Source organism: Rathayibacter sp. AY1C9 (assembly GCF_002932315.1).
Lineage (GTDB): Bacteria > Actinomycetota > Actinomycetes > Actinomycetales > Microbacteriaceae > Rathayibacter.
In genome coordinates this window covers 118,840-139,480 of record NZ_PSVZ01000004.1, presented here as the reverse complement: position 1 = coordinate 139,480, position 20,641 = coordinate 118,840, and the positions used below count along the sequence as shown (strand labels likewise).

Below are 20,641 nucleotides of genomic sequence, written 5' to 3'. Positions count from 1 at the left end.
CACGGTCGTGCAGGAGGGATCAGCTCTCGGCGGGAGCCTCTGCCTCGGCCTCCTCGGCCACGACGGGCGCGAGGGACAGCTTGCCGCGGTCGTCGATCTTGGTGATCTGGACGAGCAGCTTCTGACCGACTCCGAGGACGTCCTCGACGTTCTCGACGCGCTTGCCGCCGGCGAGCTTGCGGACCTCGCTGATGTGCAGCAGTCCGTCCTTGCCGGGGAGGAGCGAGACGAACGCGCCGAACGTCGCGAGCTTGACGACGGTTCCGAGGAACTGCTCGCCGACCTCGGGGTTGGTCGGGTTCGCGATGGCGTTGACCTGCGCACGCGCGGCCTCGGCCGACGGGCCGTCGACGGCTCCGATGTAGACGGTGCCGTCCTCCTCGATGGAGATGTCGGCGCCGGTCTCGTCCTGGATCGCGTTGATCGTCTTGCCCTTGGGGCCGATCAGCTCGCCGATCTTGTCGACGGGGATCTGCACCGAGATCACGCGGGGCGCGGTCGGGGCCATCTCGTCGGGCTGGTCGATGGCCGCCGTGAGCACCGCGAGGATCGTGGTGCGGGCGTCCTTGGCCTGCTTGAGCGCGGCGTCGAGCACCGACGACGGGATGCCGTCGAGCTTCGTGTCGAGCTGGATGGCCGTGACGAACTCGGCGGTTCCGGCGACCTTGAAGTCCATGTCGCCGAGCGCGTCCTCGGCGCCCAGGATGTCGGTCAGCGCCGCGTAGCGGGTCTGGCCGTCGACGACGTCGGACACGAGGCCCATCGCGATGCCCGCGACCGGGGCGCGCAGCGGCACTCCGGCGTTGAGGAGCGACAGGGTCGACGCGCAGACCGAGCCCATCGAGGTCGAGCCGTTGGAGCTCAGCGCCTCGGAGACCTGGCGGATCGCGTAGGGGAACTCCTCGCGGCTCGGCAGCACCGGCACGAGGGCGCGCTCGGCGAGGAAGCCGTGCCCGATCTCGCGACGCTTCGGCGATCCGACGCGGCCGGTCTCACCGGTCGAGTAGGGCGGGAAGTTGTAGTGGTGCAGGTACCGCTTCTTGGTGACGGGCGACAGCGAGTCGATCTGCTGCTCCATCTTGAGCATGTTCAGCGTGGTGACACCCAGGATCTGGGTCTCGCCGCGCTGGAAGATGGCCGAGCCGTGGACGCGCGGGATGACCTGCACCTCGGCGTCAAGCGGGCGGATGTCGGCCAGGCCGCGTCCGTCGATGCGCACGCCGTCGCGGAGGATGCGGCCGCGGACGACCACCTTCGTGACGGACTTGTACGCCGCTCCGACCTGGTTGTAGGCCTCGGCTGACAGCTGACCCGAGGCGATGCGCTCGGCGATCTGCTCCTTGACGCGCGCCTTGAGGGCGTCGTCGGCGTCCTGCCGCTCGACCTTGTCGGCGATCTGGTACACGCGGACGAGCTCGTCGTAGCTGAGCTCGGCGACGTTGTCGTAGGTCTCCTGCGCGTAGGGCAGGAAAACCGGGTAGTCCTTGACCGGCTTCGCGGTCTCGGCGGCGAGCTTCGCCTGCGCCTCGACGAGTGCGCGGAGGAAGGGCTTGGCGGCCTCGAGGCCCTCGGCGACGACGTCCTCGCTGGGCTTGGTCGCACCCGCCTTGATGAGGTTCCAGGAGGACTCCGTGGCCTCGGCCTCGACCATCATGATGGCGACGTCCGAGGAGCCGTCCTCGTTGGTGACGACGCGGCCCGCGACGGTGAGGTCGAAGACGGCGTTCTCCAGCTGGGAGGCCTTGGGGAAGGCGACCCACTGGTCGTTGCCGGAGCCGTCGGACATGAGCGCCAGGCGGACGCCGGCGACCGGGCCGGAGAACGGCAGGCCGGAGATCTGCGTGGACGCGCTCGCGGCGTTGATCGCGAGGGCGTCGTAGAACTCGTCCGGCGCGATGCTGAGGACCGTGATGACGATCTGGACCTCGTTGCGCAGGCCCTCGACGAACGAGGGGCGCAGCGGCCGGTCGATCAGACGGCAGACCAGGATCGCCTCGGTGGAGGGGCGGCCCTCGCGGCGGAAGAACGAGCCGGGGATCTTGCCGGCGGCGTAGGAGCGCTCCTCGACGTCGACGGTCAGCGGGAAGAAGTCGAAGTTGTCCTTCGGGTTCTTCGAGGCCGACGTGGCCGAGAGGAGCATGGTGTCCTCGTCGAGGTAGGCGGCGACGGCGCCCTGAGCCTGCTGCGCGAGGCGGCCGGTCTCGAAGCGGACGGTGCGGGTGCCGTACGAGCCGTTGTCGAGAACGGCTTCGGCGAATGTGATTTCAGGACCTTCCAAGAGGTCTGTCTCCTTAACGTCTGCAGCGGCGCCCCTTCTGGGCGCCGGCGTTCGTCGGAGCAGCGGTCCGGTCAGGAATCGAGACGATCCCACGGCAGGGCTTCGCGCCGTGCCGTCGTGTGGAGGGCGTTCGTGCTGGCCACCAGTAGAAGAGCTCCGGGCTGTCGCGACCTGTGCCGCGAGCGGGACGTGCCGCCTGCGACTCGTGCCGCGGCGGCCCGTGCTCTGTCGCACGCTGCCGCCGTCCGGGACTCCACCACCGAGGACCAGCTTCCTGCCGGCCTGCTCCGTGGCTCGAATCCTGGGTCGACCGGCGGTCGCTTTCGGATTCGGAACCGGTTCATGCTATCAGCCGCGGTGCGGTTCCTCCATGGACCGCGCCGACCCGGCGGGCCCTCCGCCCGTCAGCCCCGCGTCTCGTGCATCAGCAGCTCGACGCGCAGCCCGCCCCTCACCGTCACGATGCGGGCCGGCACGCGGGGCGACCTCCCCGCCTCCGAGAGCCGGGCGAGGGCGGCCTCGACCACGTTCTCGAGACCGCGCGGCACCTGGCCGACGAGCCCCGAGGGGCGCTGGGCCGCGAACAGGCGGACCGGCATCGGAGCATCCACGCGCTCCTCCTCCGCGGTGCGGCGCGGGATCACGGCCGTGACCTCGTCCTCGCCGAGGGCGAGCACCCGCGCGATCTCGTCCTGGTGCGGCCGGGAGTCGGCGAGGCGGAGGAGGGTGTCACCGCGCCGCGACTTCGGGCGCAGCTCGTAGTCGTAGTCGTCGAGCTTGCCCGAGCCGCGGTCGTCGGAGGGGAGGGGGTTCGCGTCGCCGCGTCCGAACGGGAAGAGCTTCATGCCTCCATTGTCCAGCTCGCGGCCCCTCCCCCGCTCGCGTCAGGCGGTGCGCCGCATCCGGGCGATCGCCGCGAGCACCAGGACGAGCACGACGGCGACGAAGCCGAGCAGGACCGGGACGGCCGGCAGGAGCGCGAGCGCGGCACCGATCGCCAGGACCGGCACCGCGAGGCCGAGGTAGGCGGCGAGGAACACGGCCGCGAGCACCTCGCCGCGGGTCTCGTCGGTGGCGAGCGAGCCGGCGACTCCGAGCGCCAGGCGGAAGAGCAGGCCCACGCCCGCTCCCGCGAGCACCCCGCCGATGATGAAGGCGGACACCGAGACGATCACGGCGCCGGTCGCGACCAGCAGCAGCCCGGCCGTCAGCGCCACGGCCGCGAGGCGGAGCGCCGTCCGCGAGGACAGCCGGATCGAGACCAGCTGCGCGACGGCTCCGGCGGCGAAGACCCCGAAGGAGACCGCGCCCGCCTCGAGGTGGGAGGTCTCGCCGAAGCGCCCGGCGAGGAAGGTCGGCGCCAGCGAGGTGAAGAGGCCGAACACGGCGAACCCGGCGAACGCGCCGACCGCGGCCGAGAGGAAGACGCCGCGGGAGGCGGCCGGCACGGCCAGGCGCTGCGGACGGTAGGCCGGGAGGACCTCGCGCCGCTCGACCGTCTCGGGGACGAGCGCGACGCCGATCCCGAGGACGACCAGGAGGACGAGGAACACGGCGTACGGGACGACCAGGGGCTCGCGCACCGTCACGGCGAACACCCCGCCGACGAGCGGGCCGAGCGCCAGCCCGCCCATGTTGACGAGGGCGGAGACGGCGCGGGAGGTGCCGGGGCCCTCCTCCGGGCGGGCGACGGCGCGCAGCTCCGAGAGATGGGCGGTGGCCGTCGCGGTGAGCGCGCCGACGCCGAGCCCGGTCAGCAGGCGGGCGAGGATCAGCCCGGGCACGTCCGGCCAGAGCAGGAACACGGCGGCCGCCAGGACCTCGACGAGGATCGACGCGAGCAGGATCCGGCGGCGGCCGAGCCAGTCGCTGACGTGCCCGGCGAGGAAGAGGCTCGCCACGACTCCGACCGCGTACGCGGCGAAGACCACGGTGACGACGAAGGCCGGGAACCCGTCGCGCTGCTGGTAGATCGCGTAGAGCGGTGTCGGCACGGTCGAGAACGCCATCACCGTGAGGAAGGCGACGGCGATCACCCAGAAGCCGTGGCGGTGCGGGAGCTCGCGGCGGTGGACGGACGGCAGGGAGCGCTCGGTGGTGGTCACGGTGTCCACAGTGCTCCGCCCCATCATCCGTGTCCAACGGAGGATCTCGGTTGGATTGATCGTCCCTGCTGGATAATGGGCGGATGGACGACCGCCAGCTCGCCGCCTTCGTCGCCGTCGCCGAGGAGCTCAGCTTCACCCGGGCGGCCGCGCGCCTGTTCGTCGTGCAGTCGACCCTCTCGGCGAGCATCCGCTCGCTCGAGCAGGAGCTCGGCTCGCCGCTGTTCGCCCGCTCGACCCGGCGGGTGGCGCTCACCGCGGTCGGCGAGGCGCTCCTGCCCTCGGCCCGATCGGCGATCGACAGCCTCGACCGGATGCGCTCGCTCGCGGCCGACGACGCGGCGGGGCTCCGCGGGCGGGTGCGGGTGGGCACCTTCTCCGCCCTCGACCTCGTCGACCTGCCCGGCGCGCTCGGCGTCTTCCGCACTCGGCACCCGCTGGTGGACCTGCTCCTGCGCACCTCGACCACCGGCTCCACCGGTCTCGCCGAGGACCTGCGCCGCGGCCTGCTCGACGCCGCTCTGCTGGCACTGCCCGCGGCGCAGCTGCGGGGCCTGGCGGTGACGCGGCTGGTGCGCAGCGACTACGTCCTGCTGGTGGAGAGCGCGGATCCGCTCGCCGCGGCGGGACCGCCCTCCCCGCAGGACCTCGACGGGCTCACCTTCGTGGACACGCCCGCCGGCTTCGGCAACAGGGTCGCCGTCGACCTCGCCTTCCGCGAAGCCGGGGCGTCGCGCCGGGTGGCCACCGAGGTCGCCGATCTGCCGGGGATCCCCCGCTTCGTGCAGGCGGGGCTGGGGCCGGCGATCGTGCCGCGCGCGGGCGTCGAGCCGCTGGAGGGCGTCACGGCCCTCGCGCTCGACTGGCCGGGGCTGGTCTGGGAGCTCTCGGTCTGCACGGCGCCGCGCCCCTCCGCCGCGGTGCAGGCGCTCACGGCCGTGCTGGCGGAGCGCTCGGCCTAGGCCTCAGCCCTCGCGCAGGGGGCCGCGGACGATCGAGTCGCCGGAGTGCTCCGGGTCGTCGTCGAACGGCTCCTGGGAGACGTCCACGAGCGAGTACTCGGCGAGGTCGACGTCATCGGGCACGGCGAAGACGCCGTCGGTCCCGTCGAGCACGCCGAGCCCGACCAGCCCGGAGGCGTCGGCGGCGAGGAGCCAGACCTCCCGGTACGAGTCGTCCGCGCTCTGCGCATCGAGGTGCACGTGCAGGCGGCGGGTGCCGTCGGCGTCCTCCAGCTCGGCGGTTCCGCTCGCTCCCTGCCAGTCGGGGAGAGCGGCGAGATCAGCGCGCGCCACGACGGCGGCGGTGTCGTCGCTCCGCGAGGCCTGCCACCAGGCTCCGCCCGCGACCCCGATGACGAGCGCGCCGAGAGCGGCCAGCACGGCGCTCAGAGCGCGGGGCCGGCGGCGGCGGGCGGGACGGTGCCGTCCCGGGGGAAGGGCGAGCGGAGGCGGCACGGCAGCGGCCGACGACGGCAGGGCGCCGGGCCCGAGGTCGCCGAGGGCGAGCTCCTCGCGGATGCGGTCCCAGACGATCGCGGGCGGCGCCTCCAGCTCGACAGCACGGCTCGCACGGCCCAGGCCCGCGGCGTGGCCGAGCTCGACCAGCTGCCGGGCGCAGTCGGGGCAGTCGCGCAGGTGGGCCTGCTCGGCGTCGCTCGAGTGCTCGCCGAGGGCGAGCAGGGCGAGCTCGTCGGGATCGAGGTGGGTCATGTGCTGCTCACCTCCAGGCGGGAGCGGAGCCGGTCGAGGCTGCGGCGGATGTGGCTCTTGACGGTACCGAGCGGCAGGCCGGTGCGCTCGGCGATCTCGGTGTGGGTGAGGTCCTCGTAGAAGGCGAGGCCGATCACCCGCCGGGGGACGGGATCCAGGCGGGCCAGCTCGTCGGCGATCAGGATCCGCGCCTCGATGTCGACGGGGGCCTCCCCCTCCTCGACCGGCGTGACGGCGACGAGGGCCTCGGTGAGCCTCCGCTCGCGCGCCCGCGCCTCGTGCGCGTCCGCGATCCTCCTCCGGGAGATCCCGACCAGCCAGGCTCCGAGAGCCGCCCGTCCGGGGTCGAAGCCCGAGCGCGAGGTCCAGGCCGAGGCGAACACGCGCTGCACCACGTCCTCCGCGTCGCCGCGGTCGCCGAGCGAGCGCAGCGCCAGCGTGAAGACCAGCGGCGACCAGCGCGAGTACGCCTCGGCGAGCGCCGCCTCCTCCCCTGCGGCGAAGCGGCGGCCGAGCCGGGCCACGAGAGCGCTGTCGGCCTCGGCGCCGTCGGCGGGCTCGATGGTCTCGATCAGGGGGTCCCTCCAGGGCTGCGGGGAGCGCTGCTGCCCGGGGGCGTGCGGCGCTGCGAGGCTCATCGTACGTCGCTGAGGCTCGGGCGGGCGGGTCAGCCGGCCGGGACGGCCGTGACCACCACGTTGCTGAGGTAGTGGCGGGTGTCGTAGTCGAAGTCGCCGCCGCAGGTGATCAGGACCAGCCGCGGCGGTCCGTCGGCGGCGAACACGGCCGAGAGGTCGACCGTGGTCTTCTCCGTGGTCTCCACCGTCGAGACGGTGTACGCGCGCTCCGCGCCGTCCGCGCCGGTGAGGGTCACGGTCTGGCCCGGGACCGCCTTCTTCAGCTCGACGAACGGCCCGAGGCCGTAGGCGAGGGAGTCGACGTGCGCGGCGATCACGACCGTGCCCTCCGGCTCGTCGAGGCCGGCGCCGAAGCGGTACCAGCCGGCGACCTGCGTGTCGGGCACGAGCTCCATCGTGCCGTCGTCCGCGACTCCGACCGGCTCGACGGCCATGTCGACGGGGAGCCCGTTGACGACGAGCCGCTCGGGAGCGAGCGCGGTGGGGGCGGGGGTTGCGCCGAGCCGAGCATCCGCCACCGGGACGGACGGCACCGCTTCCGGCAGGGTCGCCGCGGGCGAGGAGGGGACCGTGGCCGGCACCGGCTGCTGGGGCGCCGAGGAGACGGCGGCGGGAGCGGGCTCCACCCGGGACTCCTGCGCCGCGCATCCGGCGAGACCGGCACCGGCCACGATCAGCCCGACCACGGCGAGGACGCGCAGAGGGAAGGGGCTCCGGCTCATGGCGTCCTCCTGGGTCGTGGTCGGGGGTGCCGGGACGGCCGCGCTCCAGCACGGCCGACCCGGCGGTCGGATCCTCGGGTCAGCGACGCGAGGCGGCGGTGCGGCGGCCGATCAGCACAGCGCCGGCAGCGGCGAGGGCGGCGAGCAGTGCTCCGCCCCACCAGCCCGCGGCGGCGTCGGGGCGGTTGTCCGCCGCGAGGCCGGCCTCACCGGCGGGGACGCCCGACGGCGAGGAGTGCAGTCCATCGATGGTCTGCGTCGCGAGAGCGAGGTTGCCCTTCTCCAGGCTGCCCCAGGCGTAGACGATCGTGTTCACGCCCTCCTGGACCTGCACGTCGGCCGGGCCGATGACCGGCGCGGTGGTCCCGGTCGCGGCGACCACGGTCGAGATCGTGGCCGGGGCGAGGTTCAGCACGCCCTCGTTCGGGTTCGTCACGTTCGTCAGGACGGGCGACCCTCCGGCGAGGATGTCCACGGCCGGAGCGGCGGCGATGTGGCGGACCGTGAGCCGGCCCTCGCCCGCGGCGGTCTTCGAGATGTCATTGGTGAAGAGGGTCGCGGTGGGGGTGTTGTCCGGCTTGAGGTGCGCCGCGACGGTGTAGCTCTTCCCCGCCTCGAGGCTGATGTCGATCGGGCCGATCACGGGGGCGCTGGCGTCCGCGGCGGTGGAGGCCGTGATGGCGACCTTGTAGGTGCCGGTGGGGAGGTCGAGCGGGCCGGCGAGCGAGCCGGGGGTGAAGTCGTCGAGCGTCAGCTTGCCGTCGACGTAGACGTCGACCGGGGTGTCGGGGACGGCGTGCAGGACCGAGAGGTCGGCCGAGTCGGCGTCGACGGCGGCGGCGGGCGTGGCTGCGATGCCGACGACGGCCAGGGTTCCGATGCAGGCACCGGCGAGCAGGCTGCGGGAGAAGCGGGAGGTGGTCACGGTGTTCCTCTTTCACGATGGGACCCGCGAGGGGTCGGGGGGTGGTCGAGAAGGGCCTTCACCACTACTTCCGGCCGAGGCGCCTCCTCGGATGCACCCGGTCTGAGATTCTTCGAAAGAATTCCTGCCGGACACTTCGCGAGCCCCTCGCAGCGCTGGCCCGAGCGCCCGCGCCGGGCTAGCCTCCGACCAGGAGGTGCGGAGGATGGGCAGGCGCGGCGTGGTCCTCCTCCTCGCCGCCGCGGCGCTCACCACGGCGGCGGTCGCGGGCGTGCAGGGCTCCCTCGCCCCCCGGGCGCCGGTCGCCGACCAGGCCGCCGCCGCCTCCGACGCCCCCGCCCAGTGCGACGACGCCCGGGAGCTGCTGGCCGCCTCGTCCGCCTTCGAGGGCGGAGCGGGCGTGCCGGCCGGCCACCTCGTGGCCTGCCTCGACGAGGACCACCGGCGCCTCACGATCCACAACCGCACCCCCGTCGTCTGGAGTCTCGGCGACTCCTCGGTGCGGGGCGTGACGAGCGGGACGGACGGAGTGACGGGTCTGCTGAGCCTGCACGCGTCGCAGTCCTCCTCCGGGCTGCTCCTCGCACCCGGATCGGCGGCCTCGGTCTCGGCCGGCGACGGGAGTATCCGACCGCGGCCCGACGAGCCCTCGACCCGGCTGCAGCTCGCGCTCACCGCGGTGGTCGCGGCTCAGGATCAGGCGATCGGCCCCTCCGCCGGTCCCGACAGCATCATCCGCGGCGCCGCGCTCACCTGCGCGGTCGTGGTCGCGGAGTCGGACACCGGCTGGCGGGTGACCTCGCCGCGGGCTCTCGCCGCGGCGGCCGAGGACCCGGTGTGCGCGCGCGACTGGGGCCGCGCCCAGCGCAGCGCGGCGGCCTGGCGGATCGCCCTGCCCGGGCTCGTCGACGCCGTGGAGGCTCCCGGCCGCCCCGAGGAGGACACGGCGCTCCAGCGGGCCGCGGCCGACTGGTTCTCGGCCTCGAGCGGCTACTCGTGGGGCGGAGTCGACCGCCCCGCTCCCCTGCCCTGACCGGCGCCGCGCGCCTCGTCCGCCCGGGAACGCGAACGGGCCGCCCTCCGCGAGGAGAACGGCCCGTTCGGCAAGAAGTTCGCGGTGTCATCGAGACCGCGCCCTGCTCCGGGAGGAGCTAGCGGCGCAGACCGAGACGCTCGATCAGCGAGCGGTAGCGGTTGATGTCCACATCCGACAGGTAGCCGAGGAGTCGACGACGCTGACCCACGAGCAGCAGCAGACCACGACGCGAGTGGTGGTCGTGCTTGTGCTCCTTGAGGTGCTCGGTGAGGTCCTTGATCCGCTTGGTCAGGACGGCCACCTGCACCTCGGGGGATCCGGTGTCACCGGGGTGGGTCGCGTACTCTTCGATGATCGCCTTCTTGACATCTGCTTCGAGTGCCATATATGGGATCCCCTCTCTCTCGTTGCGCGGTGCCCGGCGCCTGATGCGTGGGCTCTCTTGATCCGCGGCCGTCGAACGGCAACCGGACGACTCTACCAGAGGGAGGGCGGTATCAGGAGCCGGTGGCCCGGTTCCAGAGCACGACGAGCCACGGCGAGACCAGCAGCTGCCAGTAGACGAGCACGAGGACGTTGAGGACCACGCCGATCCAGCCGGCGATCGGCGGGCGCTTCTCGCGACGCCGGGCGCGGAGGGTGGAGACGGCGAGCAGGATCCCGGCGAGCAGGACCGCGTGCACGAGCGCGGTGTAGAGCACGCCGACCAGCAGGTCGCTGACGGCCTGGTCGCCCGGGTAGGCGCCGAGCGAGATCAGGGCGTACCAGACGAAGAACGACAGCGGGACCGCGAGGACGGCCAGGAGGACCGAGACGATCCCGGCTCCGTAGCGGCGGAGGAACCGGCGAGCTCCCGAGGCCGTGGCACCGGTCCGAGCGGCTCCGGCGCGGACGCCGCCCGTGGAGCTGCGCCGACCGCCCGTGGCGGCCGCCGCGCGACGCGCGCCCGCCTCGGCGGCGGTGCGGATCGAGCGTCGCGAGGGGGCGGCTCCGGCTGCTCGCGGGGCAGGAGGACCCTGACGCCCGGGCGCGCCGTCGGATGACGTGCTCATGCCTCTCACCCTAGGGGATGACCCCTGAGCCCCCGGATCGGCGCGACGCGGCCCGCCGGGGCGGCGGAGTCAGCAGAATGGAGCGAGTGAGCCAGACCCCCCGCGCCCCCCGGCGCAGCCACGTCCTCGACGTCTCCCCCCTCCGCGAGTCCCCGGCCTTCGCCCGGCTCTGGGCCGGCAACGTGATCTCGGGCATCGGCGGCCAGATGACGATCGTCGCGGTCGGCCTGCACATCTACGAGCTCACCGGATCGACCCTCGCGGTCGCGCTGGTCGGCGTGGTGGCGCTGGTCCCGACCGTGATCGCCGGCCTCTACGGCGGGATGCTCGCCGACGCGTTCGACCGCCGCCTGGTGCTCCTGCTCGCCGCGGTCGTGGCCTGGGGCTCGACCGCGGGGATCGCGGCCCTCGCCTGGCTCGGCGCCGAGACCCCGCTCTCCCTCTACGTGCTCACCGCCGTGAACGCGGTGGCGACGACGGTGATCGTGACCACCCGGATGACGCTGGCTCCGCGGCTGCTCCGCACCGAGCTGGTCCCCGCCGCCGCCGCGCTGGGCGGCATCGCGAGCGGAGTCGAGGTGACCGTGGGGCCCGCCCTCGCCGGCGTGCTGGTCGCCTCCTCCGGCTTCGCGATCACGTACACGATCGACGTCGTGCTGTTCCTCGCCGCGTTCCTCGGCATCGCGGGGCTGCCGGCGCTCGTGCCCGAGGGCGAGCGGCAGCGGCCGGGGCTGGAGTCCCTCCGCTACGGCCTGGGCTTCCTGAAGGGCGCCCCGAACATCCGGATGTCCTTCCTGGTCGACATCGTGGCCATGACCTTCGGACAGCCGCGCGTGGTCTTCCCGGCCGCCGCCGCCGTGCTGCTCGGCGGAGGCGCGGTGACGGTGGGCGCCCTCACGGCCGCGTTCGCGATCGGGGCGCTGATCAGCGGCGTCTTCTCCGGCCGGCTCACCGGGGTCCGCCGGCAGGGCCTCGCGATCGGCCGCTCGATCCAGGTGTACGGAGCGTTCGTGGTCGCGTTCGGCGCGGTCCTGCTCGGTGCCGCATTCGTGCAGCACGACGCGTCGGCGCCGAACGCGGTGCTCATCGCGCTGGCGGCGGTCGCCCTGGCCGGCGCGGGCGCCTCCGACAACGTCAGCTCGATCTTCCGGCAGACGATGCTGCAGACCGCGGTCCCCGACAACATGCGGGGTCGGCTCCAGGGCGTGTTCATCGTCGTGGTGACGGGCGGCCCGCGGGTCGGCGACCTCTACACGGGACTGCTCGCCTCGCTCGCGCTGCTCTGGCTGCCGCCGCTCGCGGGCGGGCTCGCGATCATCGCGATCCTCGCCGCGGTGCTGCGACTCCGACCGGGGTTCCGTGGGTACGACGCCCTGCACCCGACGGCCTGAGCGGAGGGGCGTCTCCCTCGAGCCGGATGGGACAGCGCGCCCGCCCGCTCGGCTCAGGCCGGCGGACGGGCGCGCCGGGGATCAGTCGCCGGAGGCCGCGTCGGCGCCGCCGCCGTCGGTCAGCCGGTCGTCCGAGACCAGTCCGCTGTCGTCGTCGCGGCCCTCGACCCGCACCGGGCGGTAGACGTGGAAGCCGTCGTCGTCGGGCTCCAGCTCCCAGACCACCTCGACCTCCTCGCCGTCGATGTCGGCCAGGCGGGTGAAGGAGCGCTGCGGGGAGCCGTCGATCATCTCGAGGCGGATGCTCTCCTGCTCCGCTCCGCTGTCGAGGATGGCGGTGTACGTCGATTCGGTGTCCATGCCTCGACGCTAGACACGCGCGGGGAGGCGTCGCCACCCCTTGCGGCGGCGCACGGTCCGCGTAGCGTCGGCACCATGACCGACACCGACATCACTCCCGCCGACTCCGACGACCGCGAGCAGATCACCGAGATGGTGAAGAGCGCCGGGATCGGGCTCCTCACCACCGTCAACGCCACCGGGCAGCTCGTCAGCCGTCCGCTCAAGGCCCAGGACATCGACTTCGACGGCGAACTGTGGTTCTTCACGCAGGACCCGTCGCCCAAGGTCGACGACATCCGCGCGAACCCGAGCGTCAACGTCGCGTTCGAGTCGAAGAAGGGCTACCTGTCGGTGGCCGGCTCGGCGACCGTCGTGCACGACCCGGCGAAGGTGGACGAGCTGTGGTCCCCGGCCGTCGCCGGCTGGTTCCCCGACGGCAAGGACGACCCGACCGTCGCGCTGATCCGCGTCGAGGCCGAGACCGTCGAGCTGTGGGCGACCGACGAGCCGCGTCCGGTCGTGCTGTTCAAGGTCCTCAAGGCCGCCGTCACCGGCGGACAGCCCGACATCGGCGAGAACCGCACCGTCTCCTTCGAGTGATCCCTCCCCCCGGGGCGCCGCCGGGGCGCGGCGCCTCGCGGGGAATGGCGTCAGGCGCCGCCGAAGCGCTCGGTGCGCACGCGCTCGGGCGCGTGGCCCTGCTCGACCAGGGCGGTGGCGACGGCCTCGACGAACGAGGTCGGGCCGCACACGTAGACGGTCGGCTCGAGCGAGGCCGGCAGAGCCGCCTCGGCGAGCAGCTCCGGAGTGACGCGGCCGGCCGGACGCGCCGCTCCCGCCGGCGCCACCCGGGTGAAGACGTGGTCCACCGCGACTCCGCCCGTCGCGGCCGGCCGCTCGGCGAGCGCCGCCAGCTCCTCGCGGTAGTAGGCGAAGACGGGCGAGCGGACCGAGTAGAGCAGCTGCATCCGCGCCGCGCTCCCGGACCGGGCGTGCTCGCGCGCCATCGCCATCAGCGGCACCACGCCGCTCCCGCCCGCGATCAGCTGCACCGGCTCCGCCTGCTCCGGACGCCAGACGAACCAGCCGCCGATCGGACCGCGGATCTCGAGCCGGTCGCCCGCTTCGAGGCCGTCGACCAGGTACGGGGAGACCTCCCCGTCGTCCAGCCGCTCGACCGCGAGCTCGACCCGCTCCCCGTCGGCCGGGGCGCCTATCGAGTAGGAGCGGCTCGCCTGGTAGCCGTCGGGCGCGGTGAGGCGCACGTCGAGGTGCTGCCCCGCCAGGTGGCCCGGCCACCCGGGCACGCGGAGCACCAGGAGGCGCGACGTGGGCGTGAGCGGCGCGACCGACTCGGCCACCGCCTCCGTCCACATCACCAGTAGCGCTCCTCTTTCCAGGGGTCCCCGTGCATGTGGTAGCCGTTCTGCTCCCAGAAGCCGGGCTCGTCGCCGGGCATCAGGCGGAGCGTCCGCACCCACTTCGCGCTCTTCCAGAAGTAGAGGTGCGGCACCAGGAGCCGGGCGGGGCCGCCGTGCTCGGCCGCGAGGGGCTTCCCCTCGAACTCGGTGACGACCCAGGCCCTCCCGCCTCGGATCTCGGCGAGCGGGAGGTTCGTCGTGTAGCCGCCGAAGCTCTGCGCCATGACGAAGCCGGCGTCCGTCTCCAGGCCCTCCAGCAGAGTGTCGACCGAGACGCCGCGCCAGCTGGTGCCGAGCTTCGACCACCGGGTCACGCAGTGGATGTCGGTGTGCACGTCCTCGTGCGGGAGCGCGTCGAACTCCTCCCGGTTCCAGCGGCGCACGCCCGCGGGTCCGCCGTCGATGGAGAAGGCCCACTCGTGGATGTTCGGGGTGGGCCCGATCGAGAGGACGGGGAAGCCGTTCTCGAGGTGCTGGCCCGGCGGGAGGTCCGGGTCCGCCTCCCTCTTGCCGAAGAAGCCCCGCGTGATGATGCCCATGTCCGCCCTCGTCGTCCTCGGGGCCTGGCCCCGGATCGCTGGAAACCGCTCGTCGCGCTCACGCTACCGCTCGGCGCTACCGCATGCGGGCCCGCCGGGCGAGCCCGGGACCGTGTCGGACGTCGGTGCCAGGATCGGGGCATGAGACGAACCGTCGTGCCGCCGTACCTCCTCGTCCGCATCGCCCGCCTCGACGATCCGGCCTTCGCCCGGGCCGCGCGGGCCGCGAGCCGCTCGCTCGAGCAGGACGTGCCGTTCCGGCGCGTCCGGCCCGGAGAGCCCGCGCCCGACCGCGGGGCGCCGACCGCCGCCGCGACGTCCTCGCCGCGCACCCGCGTGCAGTCCCTCCAGCGCACCATCGCGGACGCGCGGACCGAGGAGACGCTGCCCGGCACGGTCGTCCGCCGCGAGGGCGAGGCGGCCACGGGGGATGCGGCCGTCGACGAGGCGTACGACGGCCTCGGCGCGATGTCGGCCTTCCTGCAGGGTGCGTACGGCCGCGACTCGATCGACGACGCCTGGCTGCCGCTCGACGCGACCGTGCACTTCGGCGACGACTACGACAACGCCTTCTGGGACGGCTCGCGGATGGTCTTCGGCGACGGGGACGGCCAGGTGTTCCGCCGCTTCACCGTCTCGCAGAGCGTGATCGGCCACGAGCTCGCCCACGGCATCACCGAGTACACGGCGAACCTCGTCTACCGCGGCCAGTCCGGAGCGCTCAACGAGTCGGTCTCGGACGTGTTCGGAGCCCTGCTGGAGCAGTACGGCGCCGGCCAGAGCGCCGACGAGGCGAGCTGGCTGATCGGCGAGGGGCTCTTCACCGACGAGGTGCAGGGCACGGCCCTGCGGTCGATGATCGCCCCCGGCACCGCCTACGACGACGACGTCCTCGGCTCCGACCCGCAGCCGGGCTCGATGGCCGACTACGTCGAGACCGACGACGACAACGGCGGAGTGCACATCAACTCGGGGATCCCCAACCGCGCGTTCGCCGTGGCGGCGACGACCCTCGGCGGGAAGGCGTGGGAGCGCGCTGGGCAGGTCTGGTACGACGTGCTGACCGGGGGCGTCCTCACCGCGACGGCCGACTTCGAGGCGTTCGCGGCGCTCACCGTGCGGGCCGCCGCCGAGCGCTACGGATCCGGCTCCAAGGTCGAGGCCGCCGTGCGCACCGGCTGGACGACGGTCGGCGTGACGCTGTCCGCCTGAGCCGGTCCGCTCGAGGACGGAGGCGGGTAGCATCGCGCGCATGGACGTCATCGTGTCGCGCAGCGGCGGAGTCGCCGGCCTCCGCCGGGTGTGGCGGGTCGACGTCGAGCAGCAGCCCGACGAGCGCGCCTGGCGCGACCTGCTCGGCTCGCTCCCCTGGGACGCCGCCGACGGCGAGTCCCCCGGCCGGGCCGACCGCTTCGTCTACGAGATCCGCGTGCAGACGCACCACGTCCGCCTCGGCGAGACCGAGCTCGACGGAGCCTGGCGCGAGCTGGTCGACCGCGTGAAGAAGGCGCAGCCCCGCTAGGAGCTGCGCCTTCGTCGTGTGCTCGGAGCTACTTGGTGCCGAGCAGGTCGATCACGAAGATCAGGGTCTTGCCGGAGAGCGGGTGCCCTCCGCCGGCCGGGCCGTACGCCAGCGCGGGCGGGCAGATCAGCTTGCGGCGGCCGCCGACCTTCATCCCCGGGATGCCCTGCTGCCAGGCGCGGATGAGGTTGTTGAGGGGGAAGTTGATCGACTGGTCGCGGCTCCAGGAGGAGTCGAACTCCTCGCCGCTGTCGTACTCGACGCCGAGGTAGTGGACCTCGACGGTCGAGCCGGGCTGCGCCTCGGCGCCGTCGCCGACGACGATGTCCTCGACGACGAGGGTGTCGGGGGCCGGGCCCTCAGGGGCGTCGACCTCGGGCTTGGTCAGGTTCTCGCTGCTCATGCCTCGATCCTACGGCGCTCGGGAGCGGAGTCTGGGAGCGGGCTGCGAGCACTCACTCCACGAGCGTGAGGCGCTGCGTCGGCCGGGTCATCGCGACGTAGAGCGATGCGGCGCCGCGCTCGCCGGTCTGCGCGATGAGGCGAGGGCGGGCGATGATCACGGAGTCGAACTCGAGCCCCTTGGCGTCGTTCGTCGACAGCACGGCGATCGCGCGGTCGAGCCCGGTCGCTCCGCGGCCCACCTCCCGGCCGAACCGCTCCTCGAGGCGCTCGGCGATCGCGGCGAGGTCGTCGTCGGGCGCGATGACCGCGAGCGTCCCCTCCGCCTCGATCGCCCGGTCCTCGACGACGGCCGCCAGCACGCGCTCCGAGATGCTCGCGTCGCCGCGATCGCGGATCGTCCGCACCGGCCACTCGGTGGAGCGCACGGCCTCCCCCGGCGTGATCTCCAGCCCGTTCTCGCGCGCCGTCCGCTCGGCGAAGGCGACGATCTGCGCGGGCGTGCGGTAGTTGACCGTCAGCTCCTCCAGGCGCCACGGCGCCGCCTCCACTCCCCGGCACTGGCGGCCGAAGGTGTCGCGGAGCGCGGCGTCCCAGCTCGAGGCGGCGGAGGCGCCGGACGCCTGCGCGACGTCGCCCACGATCGTGAACGAGCGCATCGGGCAGCGGCGCAGCAGCACCCGCCACTGCATCGGCGAGAGCTCCTGCGCCTCGTCGACCACGACGTGCCCGTAGGTCCAGGTGCGGTCGGCCGCGGCCCGCTCGGCGGTGGTCCCGAGCACCGAGCGCTCGGCGAAGCCGGCCGCGAGGTCCTTGGCGTTGACGAGGCCGTCGACGCCCATGTTGCGGATGGCGGCCTCCGCGTTCTCGACGTCGCGCTTGCGCTGCTCCTTCTCGGCCTTCTTCGAGGCGTCGGCGTGGTCGTCGTAGGCGCCGAGCAGCTCCGCGGCCTCGTCGAGCAGCGGCACGTCGGAGACCGTGAACGGAGCGTCGCGGTCTCGGCGGAGGAGGGAGCGCTGCGCGGCGGTCCAGCGCGGCGTGAGGGTCGCGAACCAGTTCGGACGGGCGTAGAGGTCCTGCAGCAGCTTCTCGGGGGTCAGCGGGATCCACGCGGTGTTGAGAGCGACGCGGACGTCGTGGGCGGTCCGCACGTCCTCGCGCAGCACCGCCTCGTCGGCCTCGTCGACCGTGCTGCCGTGGCTCCGCAGCTGATCGGCGAGCTGGCGGGTGAGCTGCGAGAGCAGCGTCTTGACGAAGGAGACGCGCGCCTCGTTGTGCGGCTTGCGGGTGTCGCGCGCGCGGGTGATCGCGCGCTCCACGTCCTGCGGCTCCAGACGGAGCTTCTCGCCGTTGACGTCGAGCACCTGGGTCTCGGCCGGGACGGTCTGGCGGGAGCGGACCGCGCGCTTGAGCAGCTCCGCCATCCGCGCCGAGCCCTTCACGCGGGCGACCGCGGGCACGTCCTCCTCGACGAGGTCGAGGCCCGGGTAGAGCTGGCCGAGCGTCGAGAGGACGACACCCGTCTCGCCGAGCGAGGGCAGCACCGCCTCGATGTAGCGGAGGAAGGAGCGTGAGGGGCCGACCACGAGCACGCCGGAGGAGGCGATGCGGTCGCGGTAGGAGTAGAGGAGGTAGGCGGCCCGGTGCAGGGCGACCGCGGTCTTGCCGGTGCCCGGCCCGCCCTGCACGACGAGCACGCCGCGCAGCTCGGACCGGATGATGCGGTCCTGCTCGCTCTGGATGGTCGCGACGATGTCGTGCATCCGGCCGGTGCGCTGCGCACCGAGGGCCGCCATGAGCGCGCCCTCGCCCTGCAGCACGGTGCCCTCGCGCAGCAGCTCCTCGTCGAAGACCTCGTCCTCGAAGCGGAGGACCTCGCGGCCCCGAGTGGTGAGGTGGCGCCGGGCGCGCGTCCCCATCGGCCGGGCGGCGGTGGCCTGGTAGAACGCGGCCGACTGCGGGGCGCGCCAGTCCAGCAGCAGCGTGTCCTGCTCCTCGTCGCGCAGGCCGATCCGGCCGATGTAGCGGTGCTCGGCGTCGGCGTCCGCGAGCGTCAGCCGGCCGAAGGCGAGCCGGTCGTCGGCGCCGGTGAGCGAGCGGATGCGGTCCTCGTAGAGCCGCGCGTAGGCGTCGCGCTCGGAGCGGCTCTGGTGGTTGCCGCCGACGCTCTCGATGCGGACCGTGTCCAGAGCCTCGCGGGCCTGGGCGATCAGCTCGTCGAGGCGGGCGTAGAGCGCCGCCACGTAGTCGCGCTCCCGAGAGAGCTCGGTGGCCTGCACAGTGCTGCCGTCCGTCATCGTCCGCCTTCCGAGGGTCCGCCGCCGCGGGCCGGGAGGCGCGGGATGCGCTCCGGGGGCCGCGGGAAAACAGGCGGTCCAGTCTACCGAGCGATCCGAAGCGGGCCGCGCCGACAGCGGGATCCGGATGCCTCTTGCGCTCGGCGCCGCGGAGGAGCATCCTCTCTCTCACGAAGAGCTCGACGCCCCGTCCGAGCAGCCGGCCCTGCCGCTGCCGCAGGGCGTCGAGCTCTTTCTCGCGGGTGTCCGTCCTCCGTCCGGTCATCGACCGGGAAGAGAACCGGACGGCCCCGCGTTGCACGCCCCATGGCCACTCCGAGCAGCAGCGTCACCGCCCCCTCCCGCGCCTCGATCGACCTCACGGAGTCGGCACGCGCCGGCTGGGAGTCGTGGCTCGCCCGACGCGTCGAGCGCGTCACCGGACCCCGGGGCGATCTCGCCCTCGTCGAGACGCGCTGGCTCGAGCCCGGCGAGAGCGTCGACGACGAGCAGGCGCTGGCCGGCTACGGCCCCTCGGCGACCCTGACGCGGATGCGCCGCGAGAACCTCGACACCGGCGAGCCCGAGTACGGCTACCGCGTCTGGGACGCGGCCTCCGACGGCATCCGGTCCTTCGACGCCATCGAGACCTTCCCGTTCGACGCCGCCTGTGTGCTCGAGGCGTGGTTCCAGCCGGTCGCCGAGGACCGCACGGTCCCGTTCGAGCACCTGCGCGACAACGGCGCCACCCGCGAGCTCGTCGTGCCCGGCGACATCACCTTCTCGCTCATGGACGACGGGCGCGCCCGCGAGTACACGGTCGCGGCGTTCGACGACGGCGGCACGCTCCTCGTCCCGTTCGGCGATCCGACCAACCGCAGCGACGACCCGGAGCTCGCGAGCTACCCCGTCGGCCGCTTCCTCGTCGTGCAGCGGATCGGCGGCGCGGCCGACGCGGGCACCCCCGGTCCGGTGCTCCTGGACTTCAACCGGGCGTACATCCCGCCGTGCGGCTTCTCGCCCCACTACAACTGCCCGCTGCCGCCCGCGCAGAACCGGCTCGGCGTGCCCGTGACGGCCGGCGAGCGCCGCGTGCGCAGCGCCTCCGCCTAGCGCGCCGGGGCTGAGCGGGGGCGGCCCCGGCTCAGCGGGTGAGCACCGCCCGGCGGGCGACGAGCTCGTCGAGCAGGACCTGCTCGTCGACTGCTCCGGTGCGTCCGCCGCGGCCGAGCAGGAGGTGCTGCCGGTGGTGCGCGAGCCGCGTCGCCGAGCGGAGGAAGTCCCGCATCGCCCGCGGCCGGTCCCCTCCCGCGCTCCGGGCCCAGCGAGCGGCGGTGCGGCGCCCCTCCGCGGTGCCGATCATCCGAACCTCGGCCGGCGAGAGCCAGCCGGCGACGGCGTAGTCGTCGAGCCGCTGGAGCGTCACGCGCCGCTCCTGCCGGCGCAGCAGCACCACCACGACCACGGCGACCGCGAACAGCGGCACCTGGACCACGCCGTAGAAGCCGAACCAGTCGGACACCAGGAACGACGAGCCGTTCCAGAGCGCGTGCAGGAACGCGGCGAGCGCCAGCCCGAGCAGGGCGATGGGCAGCCGCGCGACGGCGGGCCGGTTCGAGGCGAAGCCGAGGGCCGCGCCCGTGCAGGCGGTGAAGAGCACGTGCGCGAAGGGCGAGAGCACCCCGCGGAGGAAGAAGGTCACGGCGAGCGAGCCGAGACCGCCCTCCACCAGCGCGCTGCCGAAGTAGAGGATGTTCTCGACGAAGGCGAACCCGGAGGCGACGACGGCCGCGTAGACGATGCCGTCGACGGGCCCGTCGAAGGTCCGGCGCCAGATCAGCAGGACGAGGAGGACGCCGATCCCCTTGGCCGTCTCCTCGACCAGCGGCGCCTGGATCACGGCGCCGACGAAGTCGGATCCGCTCGGCTGCTGCCCGGACGCGTAGACGGCGATCTGCACGCCGAGGTCGACCAGGAGCGCGATCGCGACGGACCCGGCCGCGCCCCAGAGGAACGCGAACCACAGGCCCAGCGCTGGCTCCGGCTCCCACCGGTCGACCCAGCGGACGCCCAGCAGAACCACGGTCAGCGGGACGAGGGCGATGACCGCGCAGATCCCCGCGGCGCTGACGCCGAGTCCGATAACCACGTAGGCGAGCACGAGCAGCAGCAGGATCCCGAGGAGCGCCACGCCGATCGAGCCGAGCACGGTCGGCACGACGGAGGGGCGGGCGGTGGCGGGCGGTGCGGGCGGCGGATAGGCGCTCATGGGGCCGACAG

The 20,641-nt window shown here is 73.6% G+C and carries 22 protein-coding genes; 7 read left to right on the top strand and 15 right to left on the bottom strand.

Translation table 11 applies throughout. From position 1 onward, the window contains the following. Positions 1–19 precede the first annotated feature (19 nt). The 3 genes from C5D09_RS04990 to C5D09_RS04980 all read right to left on the bottom strand — a co-directional run bounded on the left by C5D09_RS04990 (position 20) and on the right by C5D09_RS04980 (position 4,383). Positions 20–2,278 (bottom strand): polyribonucleotide nucleotidyltransferase, encoded by a 2,259-nt coding sequence (locus C5D09_RS04990; RefSeq protein WP_104226293.1) that lies wholly within the window; start codon positions 2,276–2,278, stop codon positions 20–22. 404 nt (positions 2,279–2,682) lie between these two features. After that, the gene (locus C5D09_RS04985; RefSeq protein ID WP_104226292.1) at positions 2,683–3,123 is read right to left on the bottom strand and encodes a hypothetical protein; all 441 of its coding nucleotides are present in this window, start codon (positions 3,121–3,123) and stop codon (positions 2,683–2,685) included. Between the two features lie 39 nt (positions 3,124–3,162). Further along, entirely contained in the window at positions 3,163–4,383 is a 1,221-nt protein-coding gene (locus tag C5D09_RS04980) for an MFS transporter (RefSeq protein WP_258059399.1), read from the bottom strand. Between the two features lie 83 nt (positions 4,384–4,466). Here C5D09_RS04980 and C5D09_RS04975 point away from each other — a divergent pair, with 83 nt between their 5' ends. Next, positions 4,467–5,345 (top strand): LysR family transcriptional regulator, encoded by an 879-nt coding sequence (locus C5D09_RS04975; protein WP_104268745.1) that lies wholly within the window; start codon positions 4,467–4,469, stop codon positions 5,343–5,345. Between the two features lie 3 nt (positions 5,346–5,348). Here the strand turns inward: C5D09_RS04975 and C5D09_RS04970 are convergent, their stop codons facing one another. The 4 genes from C5D09_RS04970 to C5D09_RS04955 form a co-directional block, all read right to left on the bottom strand. Further along, positions 5,349–6,095 carry an anti-sigma factor gene (locus C5D09_RS04970; RefSeq protein ID WP_104268744.1) on the bottom strand — a complete coding sequence of 249 codons (747 nt, stop codon included), beginning with the start codon at positions 6,093–6,095 and terminating at the stop codon, positions 5,349–5,351. Next, positions 6,092–6,733 (bottom strand): RNA polymerase sigma factor, encoded by a 642-nt coding sequence (locus tag C5D09_RS04965; protein ID WP_104268743.1) that lies wholly within the window; start codon positions 6,731–6,733, stop codon positions 6,092–6,094. Before C5D09_RS04965 ends, C5D09_RS04970 begins: the two co-directional genes overlap by 4 nt. A gap of 29 nt (positions 6,734–6,762) precedes the next feature. Continuing rightward, positions 6,763–7,455, bottom strand: coding sequence for a class F sortase (locus tag C5D09_RS04960; RefSeq protein ID WP_104268742.1), 693 nt, complete (start codon positions 7,453–7,455; stop codon positions 6,763–6,765). A gap of 79 nt (positions 7,456–7,534) precedes the next feature. Beyond that, positions 7,535–8,380 carry a DUF4397 domain-containing protein gene (locus C5D09_RS04955; protein ID WP_104268741.1) on the bottom strand — a complete coding sequence of 282 codons (846 nt, stop codon included), beginning with the start codon at positions 8,378–8,380 and terminating at the stop codon, positions 7,535–7,537. A 205-nt stretch (positions 8,381–8,585) separates the two neighbouring features. Here C5D09_RS04955 and C5D09_RS04950 point away from each other — a divergent pair, with 205 nt between their 5' ends. Continuing rightward, positions 8,586–9,413 (top strand): hypothetical protein, encoded by an 828-nt coding sequence (locus tag C5D09_RS04950; RefSeq protein ID WP_104268740.1) that lies wholly within the window; start codon positions 8,586–8,588, stop codon positions 9,411–9,413. Between the two features lie 118 nt (positions 9,414–9,531). On the opposite strand, the gene rpsO is transcribed toward C5D09_RS04950, so the two are convergent. After that, the gene (rpsO, locus tag C5D09_RS04945) at positions 9,532–9,801 is read right to left on the bottom strand and encodes a 30S ribosomal protein S15 (RefSeq protein WP_068252328.1); all 270 of its coding nucleotides are present in this window, start codon (positions 9,799–9,801) and stop codon (positions 9,532–9,534) included. Positions 9,802–9,913: 112 nt separating this feature from the next. After that, a complete protein-coding gene (locus C5D09_RS04940; protein ID WP_104268739.1) occupies positions 9,914–10,468 on the bottom strand; it encodes a hypothetical protein in 555 nt (184 codons plus the stop codon). An 86-nt stretch (positions 10,469–10,554) separates the two neighbouring features. On the opposite strand from C5D09_RS04940, the gene C5D09_RS04935 reads away from it, so the two are divergent. Next, positions 10,555–11,859: an MFS transporter gene (locus tag C5D09_RS04935; RefSeq protein ID WP_258064081.1), complete on the top strand. Its 1,305-nt coding sequence runs from the start codon at positions 10,555–10,557 to the stop codon at positions 11,857–11,859. Positions 11,860–11,940: 81 nt separating this feature from the next. On the opposite strand, the gene C5D09_RS04930 is transcribed toward C5D09_RS04935, so the two are convergent. Further along, a complete protein-coding gene (locus tag C5D09_RS04930; RefSeq protein WP_104224817.1) occupies positions 11,941–12,219 on the bottom strand; it encodes a hypothetical protein in 279 nt (92 codons plus the stop codon). Positions 12,220–12,294: 75 nt separating this feature from the next. Here C5D09_RS04930 and C5D09_RS04925 point away from each other — a divergent pair, with 75 nt between their 5' ends. Next, complete coding sequence (locus C5D09_RS04925) at positions 12,295–12,801, top strand: pyridoxamine 5'-phosphate oxidase family protein (RefSeq protein WP_104224818.1); 507 nt, start codon at positions 12,295–12,297, stop codon at positions 12,799–12,801. 50 nt (positions 12,802–12,851) lie between these two features. Here C5D09_RS04925 and C5D09_RS04920 read toward each other — a convergent pair whose 3' ends face one another. Further along, complete coding sequence (locus C5D09_RS04920) at positions 12,852–13,577, bottom strand: ferredoxin reductase (protein ID WP_104226284.1); 726 nt, start codon at positions 13,575–13,577, stop codon at positions 12,852–12,854. Beyond that, the gene (locus tag C5D09_RS04915; protein ID WP_104224820.1) at positions 13,577–14,161 is read right to left on the bottom strand and encodes a molybdopterin-dependent oxidoreductase; all 585 of its coding nucleotides are present in this window, start codon (positions 14,159–14,161) and stop codon (positions 13,577–13,579) included. The genes C5D09_RS04920 and C5D09_RS04915 overlap by 1 nt, the downstream gene beginning before the upstream one ends. A gap of 141 nt (positions 14,162–14,302) precedes the next feature. Between C5D09_RS04915 and C5D09_RS04910 the strand changes: the two genes are divergently transcribed. Together C5D09_RS04910 and C5D09_RS04905 are read left to right on the top strand one after the other, a co-directional pair. Beyond that, a complete protein-coding gene (locus C5D09_RS04910; RefSeq protein WP_104268737.1) occupies positions 14,303–15,373 on the top strand; it encodes a M4 family metallopeptidase in 1,071 nt (356 codons plus the stop codon). Positions 15,374–15,413: 40 nt separating this feature from the next. Next, the gene (locus C5D09_RS04905) at positions 15,414–15,683 is read left to right on the top strand and encodes a protealysin inhibitor emfourin (RefSeq protein ID WP_104233246.1); all 270 of its coding nucleotides are present in this window, start codon (positions 15,414–15,416) and stop codon (positions 15,681–15,683) included. A gap of 28 nt (positions 15,684–15,711) precedes the next feature. Here the strand turns inward: C5D09_RS04905 and C5D09_RS04900 are convergent, their stop codons facing one another. Both C5D09_RS04900 and C5D09_RS04895 read right to left on the bottom strand, forming a co-directional pair. Next, positions 15,712–16,086 carry an FKBP-type peptidyl-prolyl cis-trans isomerase gene (locus C5D09_RS04900; protein WP_104267071.1) on the bottom strand — a complete coding sequence of 125 codons (375 nt, stop codon included), beginning with the start codon at positions 16,084–16,086 and terminating at the stop codon, positions 15,712–15,714. A 52-nt stretch (positions 16,087–16,138) separates the two neighbouring features. Next, positions 16,139–18,382 carry a UvrD-helicase domain-containing protein gene (locus C5D09_RS04895; RefSeq protein WP_104268736.1) on the bottom strand — a complete coding sequence of 748 codons (2,244 nt, stop codon included), beginning with the start codon at positions 18,380–18,382 and terminating at the stop codon, positions 16,139–16,141. Between the two features lie 306 nt (positions 18,383–18,688). Here C5D09_RS04895 and C5D09_RS04890 point away from each other — a divergent pair, with 306 nt between their 5' ends. Then, positions 18,689–19,474 (top strand): DUF1684 domain-containing protein, encoded by a 786-nt coding sequence (locus tag C5D09_RS04890; RefSeq protein WP_104268735.1) that lies wholly within the window; start codon positions 18,689–18,691, stop codon positions 19,472–19,474. Between the two features lie 31 nt (positions 19,475–19,505). Here the strand turns inward: C5D09_RS04890 and C5D09_RS04885 are convergent, their stop codons facing one another. Further along, a complete protein-coding gene (locus tag C5D09_RS04885; protein WP_104268734.1) occupies positions 19,506–20,630 on the bottom strand; it encodes a PrsW family intramembrane metalloprotease in 1,125 nt (374 codons plus the stop codon). Positions 20,631–20,641: the final 11 nt, after the last annotated feature.

What these genes read in the sequence shown, in the direction of transcription:
- C5D09_RS04905 (WP_104233246.1), top strand. Translation starts at nt 15,414, where the DNA reads ATGGACGTCATCGTGTCGCGCAGCGGCGGAGTCGCCGGCCTCCGCCGG.
- C5D09_RS04975 (WP_104268745.1), top strand. Translation starts at nt 4,467, where the DNA reads ATGGACGACCGCCAGCTCGCCGCCTTCGTCGCCGTCGCCGAGGAGCTC.
- C5D09_RS04950 (WP_104268740.1), top strand. Translation starts at nt 8,586, where the DNA reads ATGGGCAGGCGCGGCGTGGTCCTCCTCCTCGCCGCCGCGGCGCTCACC.
- C5D09_RS04910 (WP_104268737.1), top strand. Translation starts at nt 14,303, where the DNA reads ATGAGACGAACCGTCGTGCCGCCGTACCTCCTCGTCCGCATCGCCCGC.
- C5D09_RS04985 (WP_104226292.1), bottom strand. Translation starts at nt 3,123, where the DNA reads ATGAAGCTCTTCCCGTTCGGACGCGGCGACGCGAACCCCCTCCCCTCC.
- C5D09_RS04920 (WP_104226284.1), bottom strand. Translation starts at nt 13,577, where the DNA reads ATGTGGACGGAGGCGGTGGCCGAGTCGGTCGCGCCGCTCACGCCCACG.
- C5D09_RS04900 (WP_104267071.1), bottom strand. Translation starts at nt 16,086, where the DNA reads ATGAGCAGCGAGAACCTGACCAAGCCCGAGGTCGACGCCCCTGAGGGC.
- C5D09_RS04960 (WP_104268742.1), bottom strand. Translation starts at nt 7,455, where the DNA reads ATGAGCCGGAGCCCCTTCCCTCTGCGCGTCCTCGCCGTGGTCGGGCTG.
- C5D09_RS04915 (WP_104224820.1), bottom strand. Translation starts at nt 14,161, where the DNA reads ATGGGCATCATCACGCGGGGCTTCTTCGGCAAGAGGGAGGCGGACCCG.
- rpsO (WP_068252328.1), bottom strand. Translation starts at nt 9,801, where the DNA reads ATGGCACTCGAAGCAGATGTCAAGAAGGCGATCATCGAAGAGTACGCG.
- C5D09_RS04885 (WP_104268734.1), bottom strand. Translation starts at nt 20,630, where the DNA reads ATGAGCGCCTATCCGCCGCCCGCACCGCCCGCCACCGCCCGCCCCTCC.
- C5D09_RS04940 (WP_104268739.1), bottom strand. Translation starts at nt 10,468, where the DNA reads ATGAGCACGTCATCCGACGGCGCGCCCGGGCGTCAGGGTCCTCCTGCC.
- C5D09_RS04925 (WP_104224818.1), top strand. Translation starts at nt 12,295, where the DNA reads ATGACCGACACCGACATCACTCCCGCCGACTCCGACGACCGCGAGCAG.
- C5D09_RS04965 (WP_104268743.1), bottom strand. Translation starts at nt 6,733, where the DNA reads ATGAGCCTCGCAGCGCCGCACGCCCCCGGGCAGCAGCGCTCCCCGCAG.
- C5D09_RS04890 (WP_104268735.1), top strand. Translation starts at nt 18,689, where the DNA reads ATGGCCACTCCGAGCAGCAGCGTCACCGCCCCCTCCCGCGCCTCGATC.
- C5D09_RS04930 (WP_104224817.1), bottom strand. Translation starts at nt 12,219, where the DNA reads ATGGACACCGAATCGACGTACACCGCCATCCTCGACAGCGGAGCGGAG.
- C5D09_RS04970 (WP_104268744.1), bottom strand. Translation starts at nt 6,095, where the DNA reads ATGACCCACCTCGATCCCGACGAGCTCGCCCTGCTCGCCCTCGGCGAG.
- C5D09_RS04895 (WP_104268736.1), bottom strand. Translation starts at nt 18,382, where the DNA reads ATGACGGACGGCAGCACTGTGCAGGCCACCGAGCTCTCTCGGGAGCGC.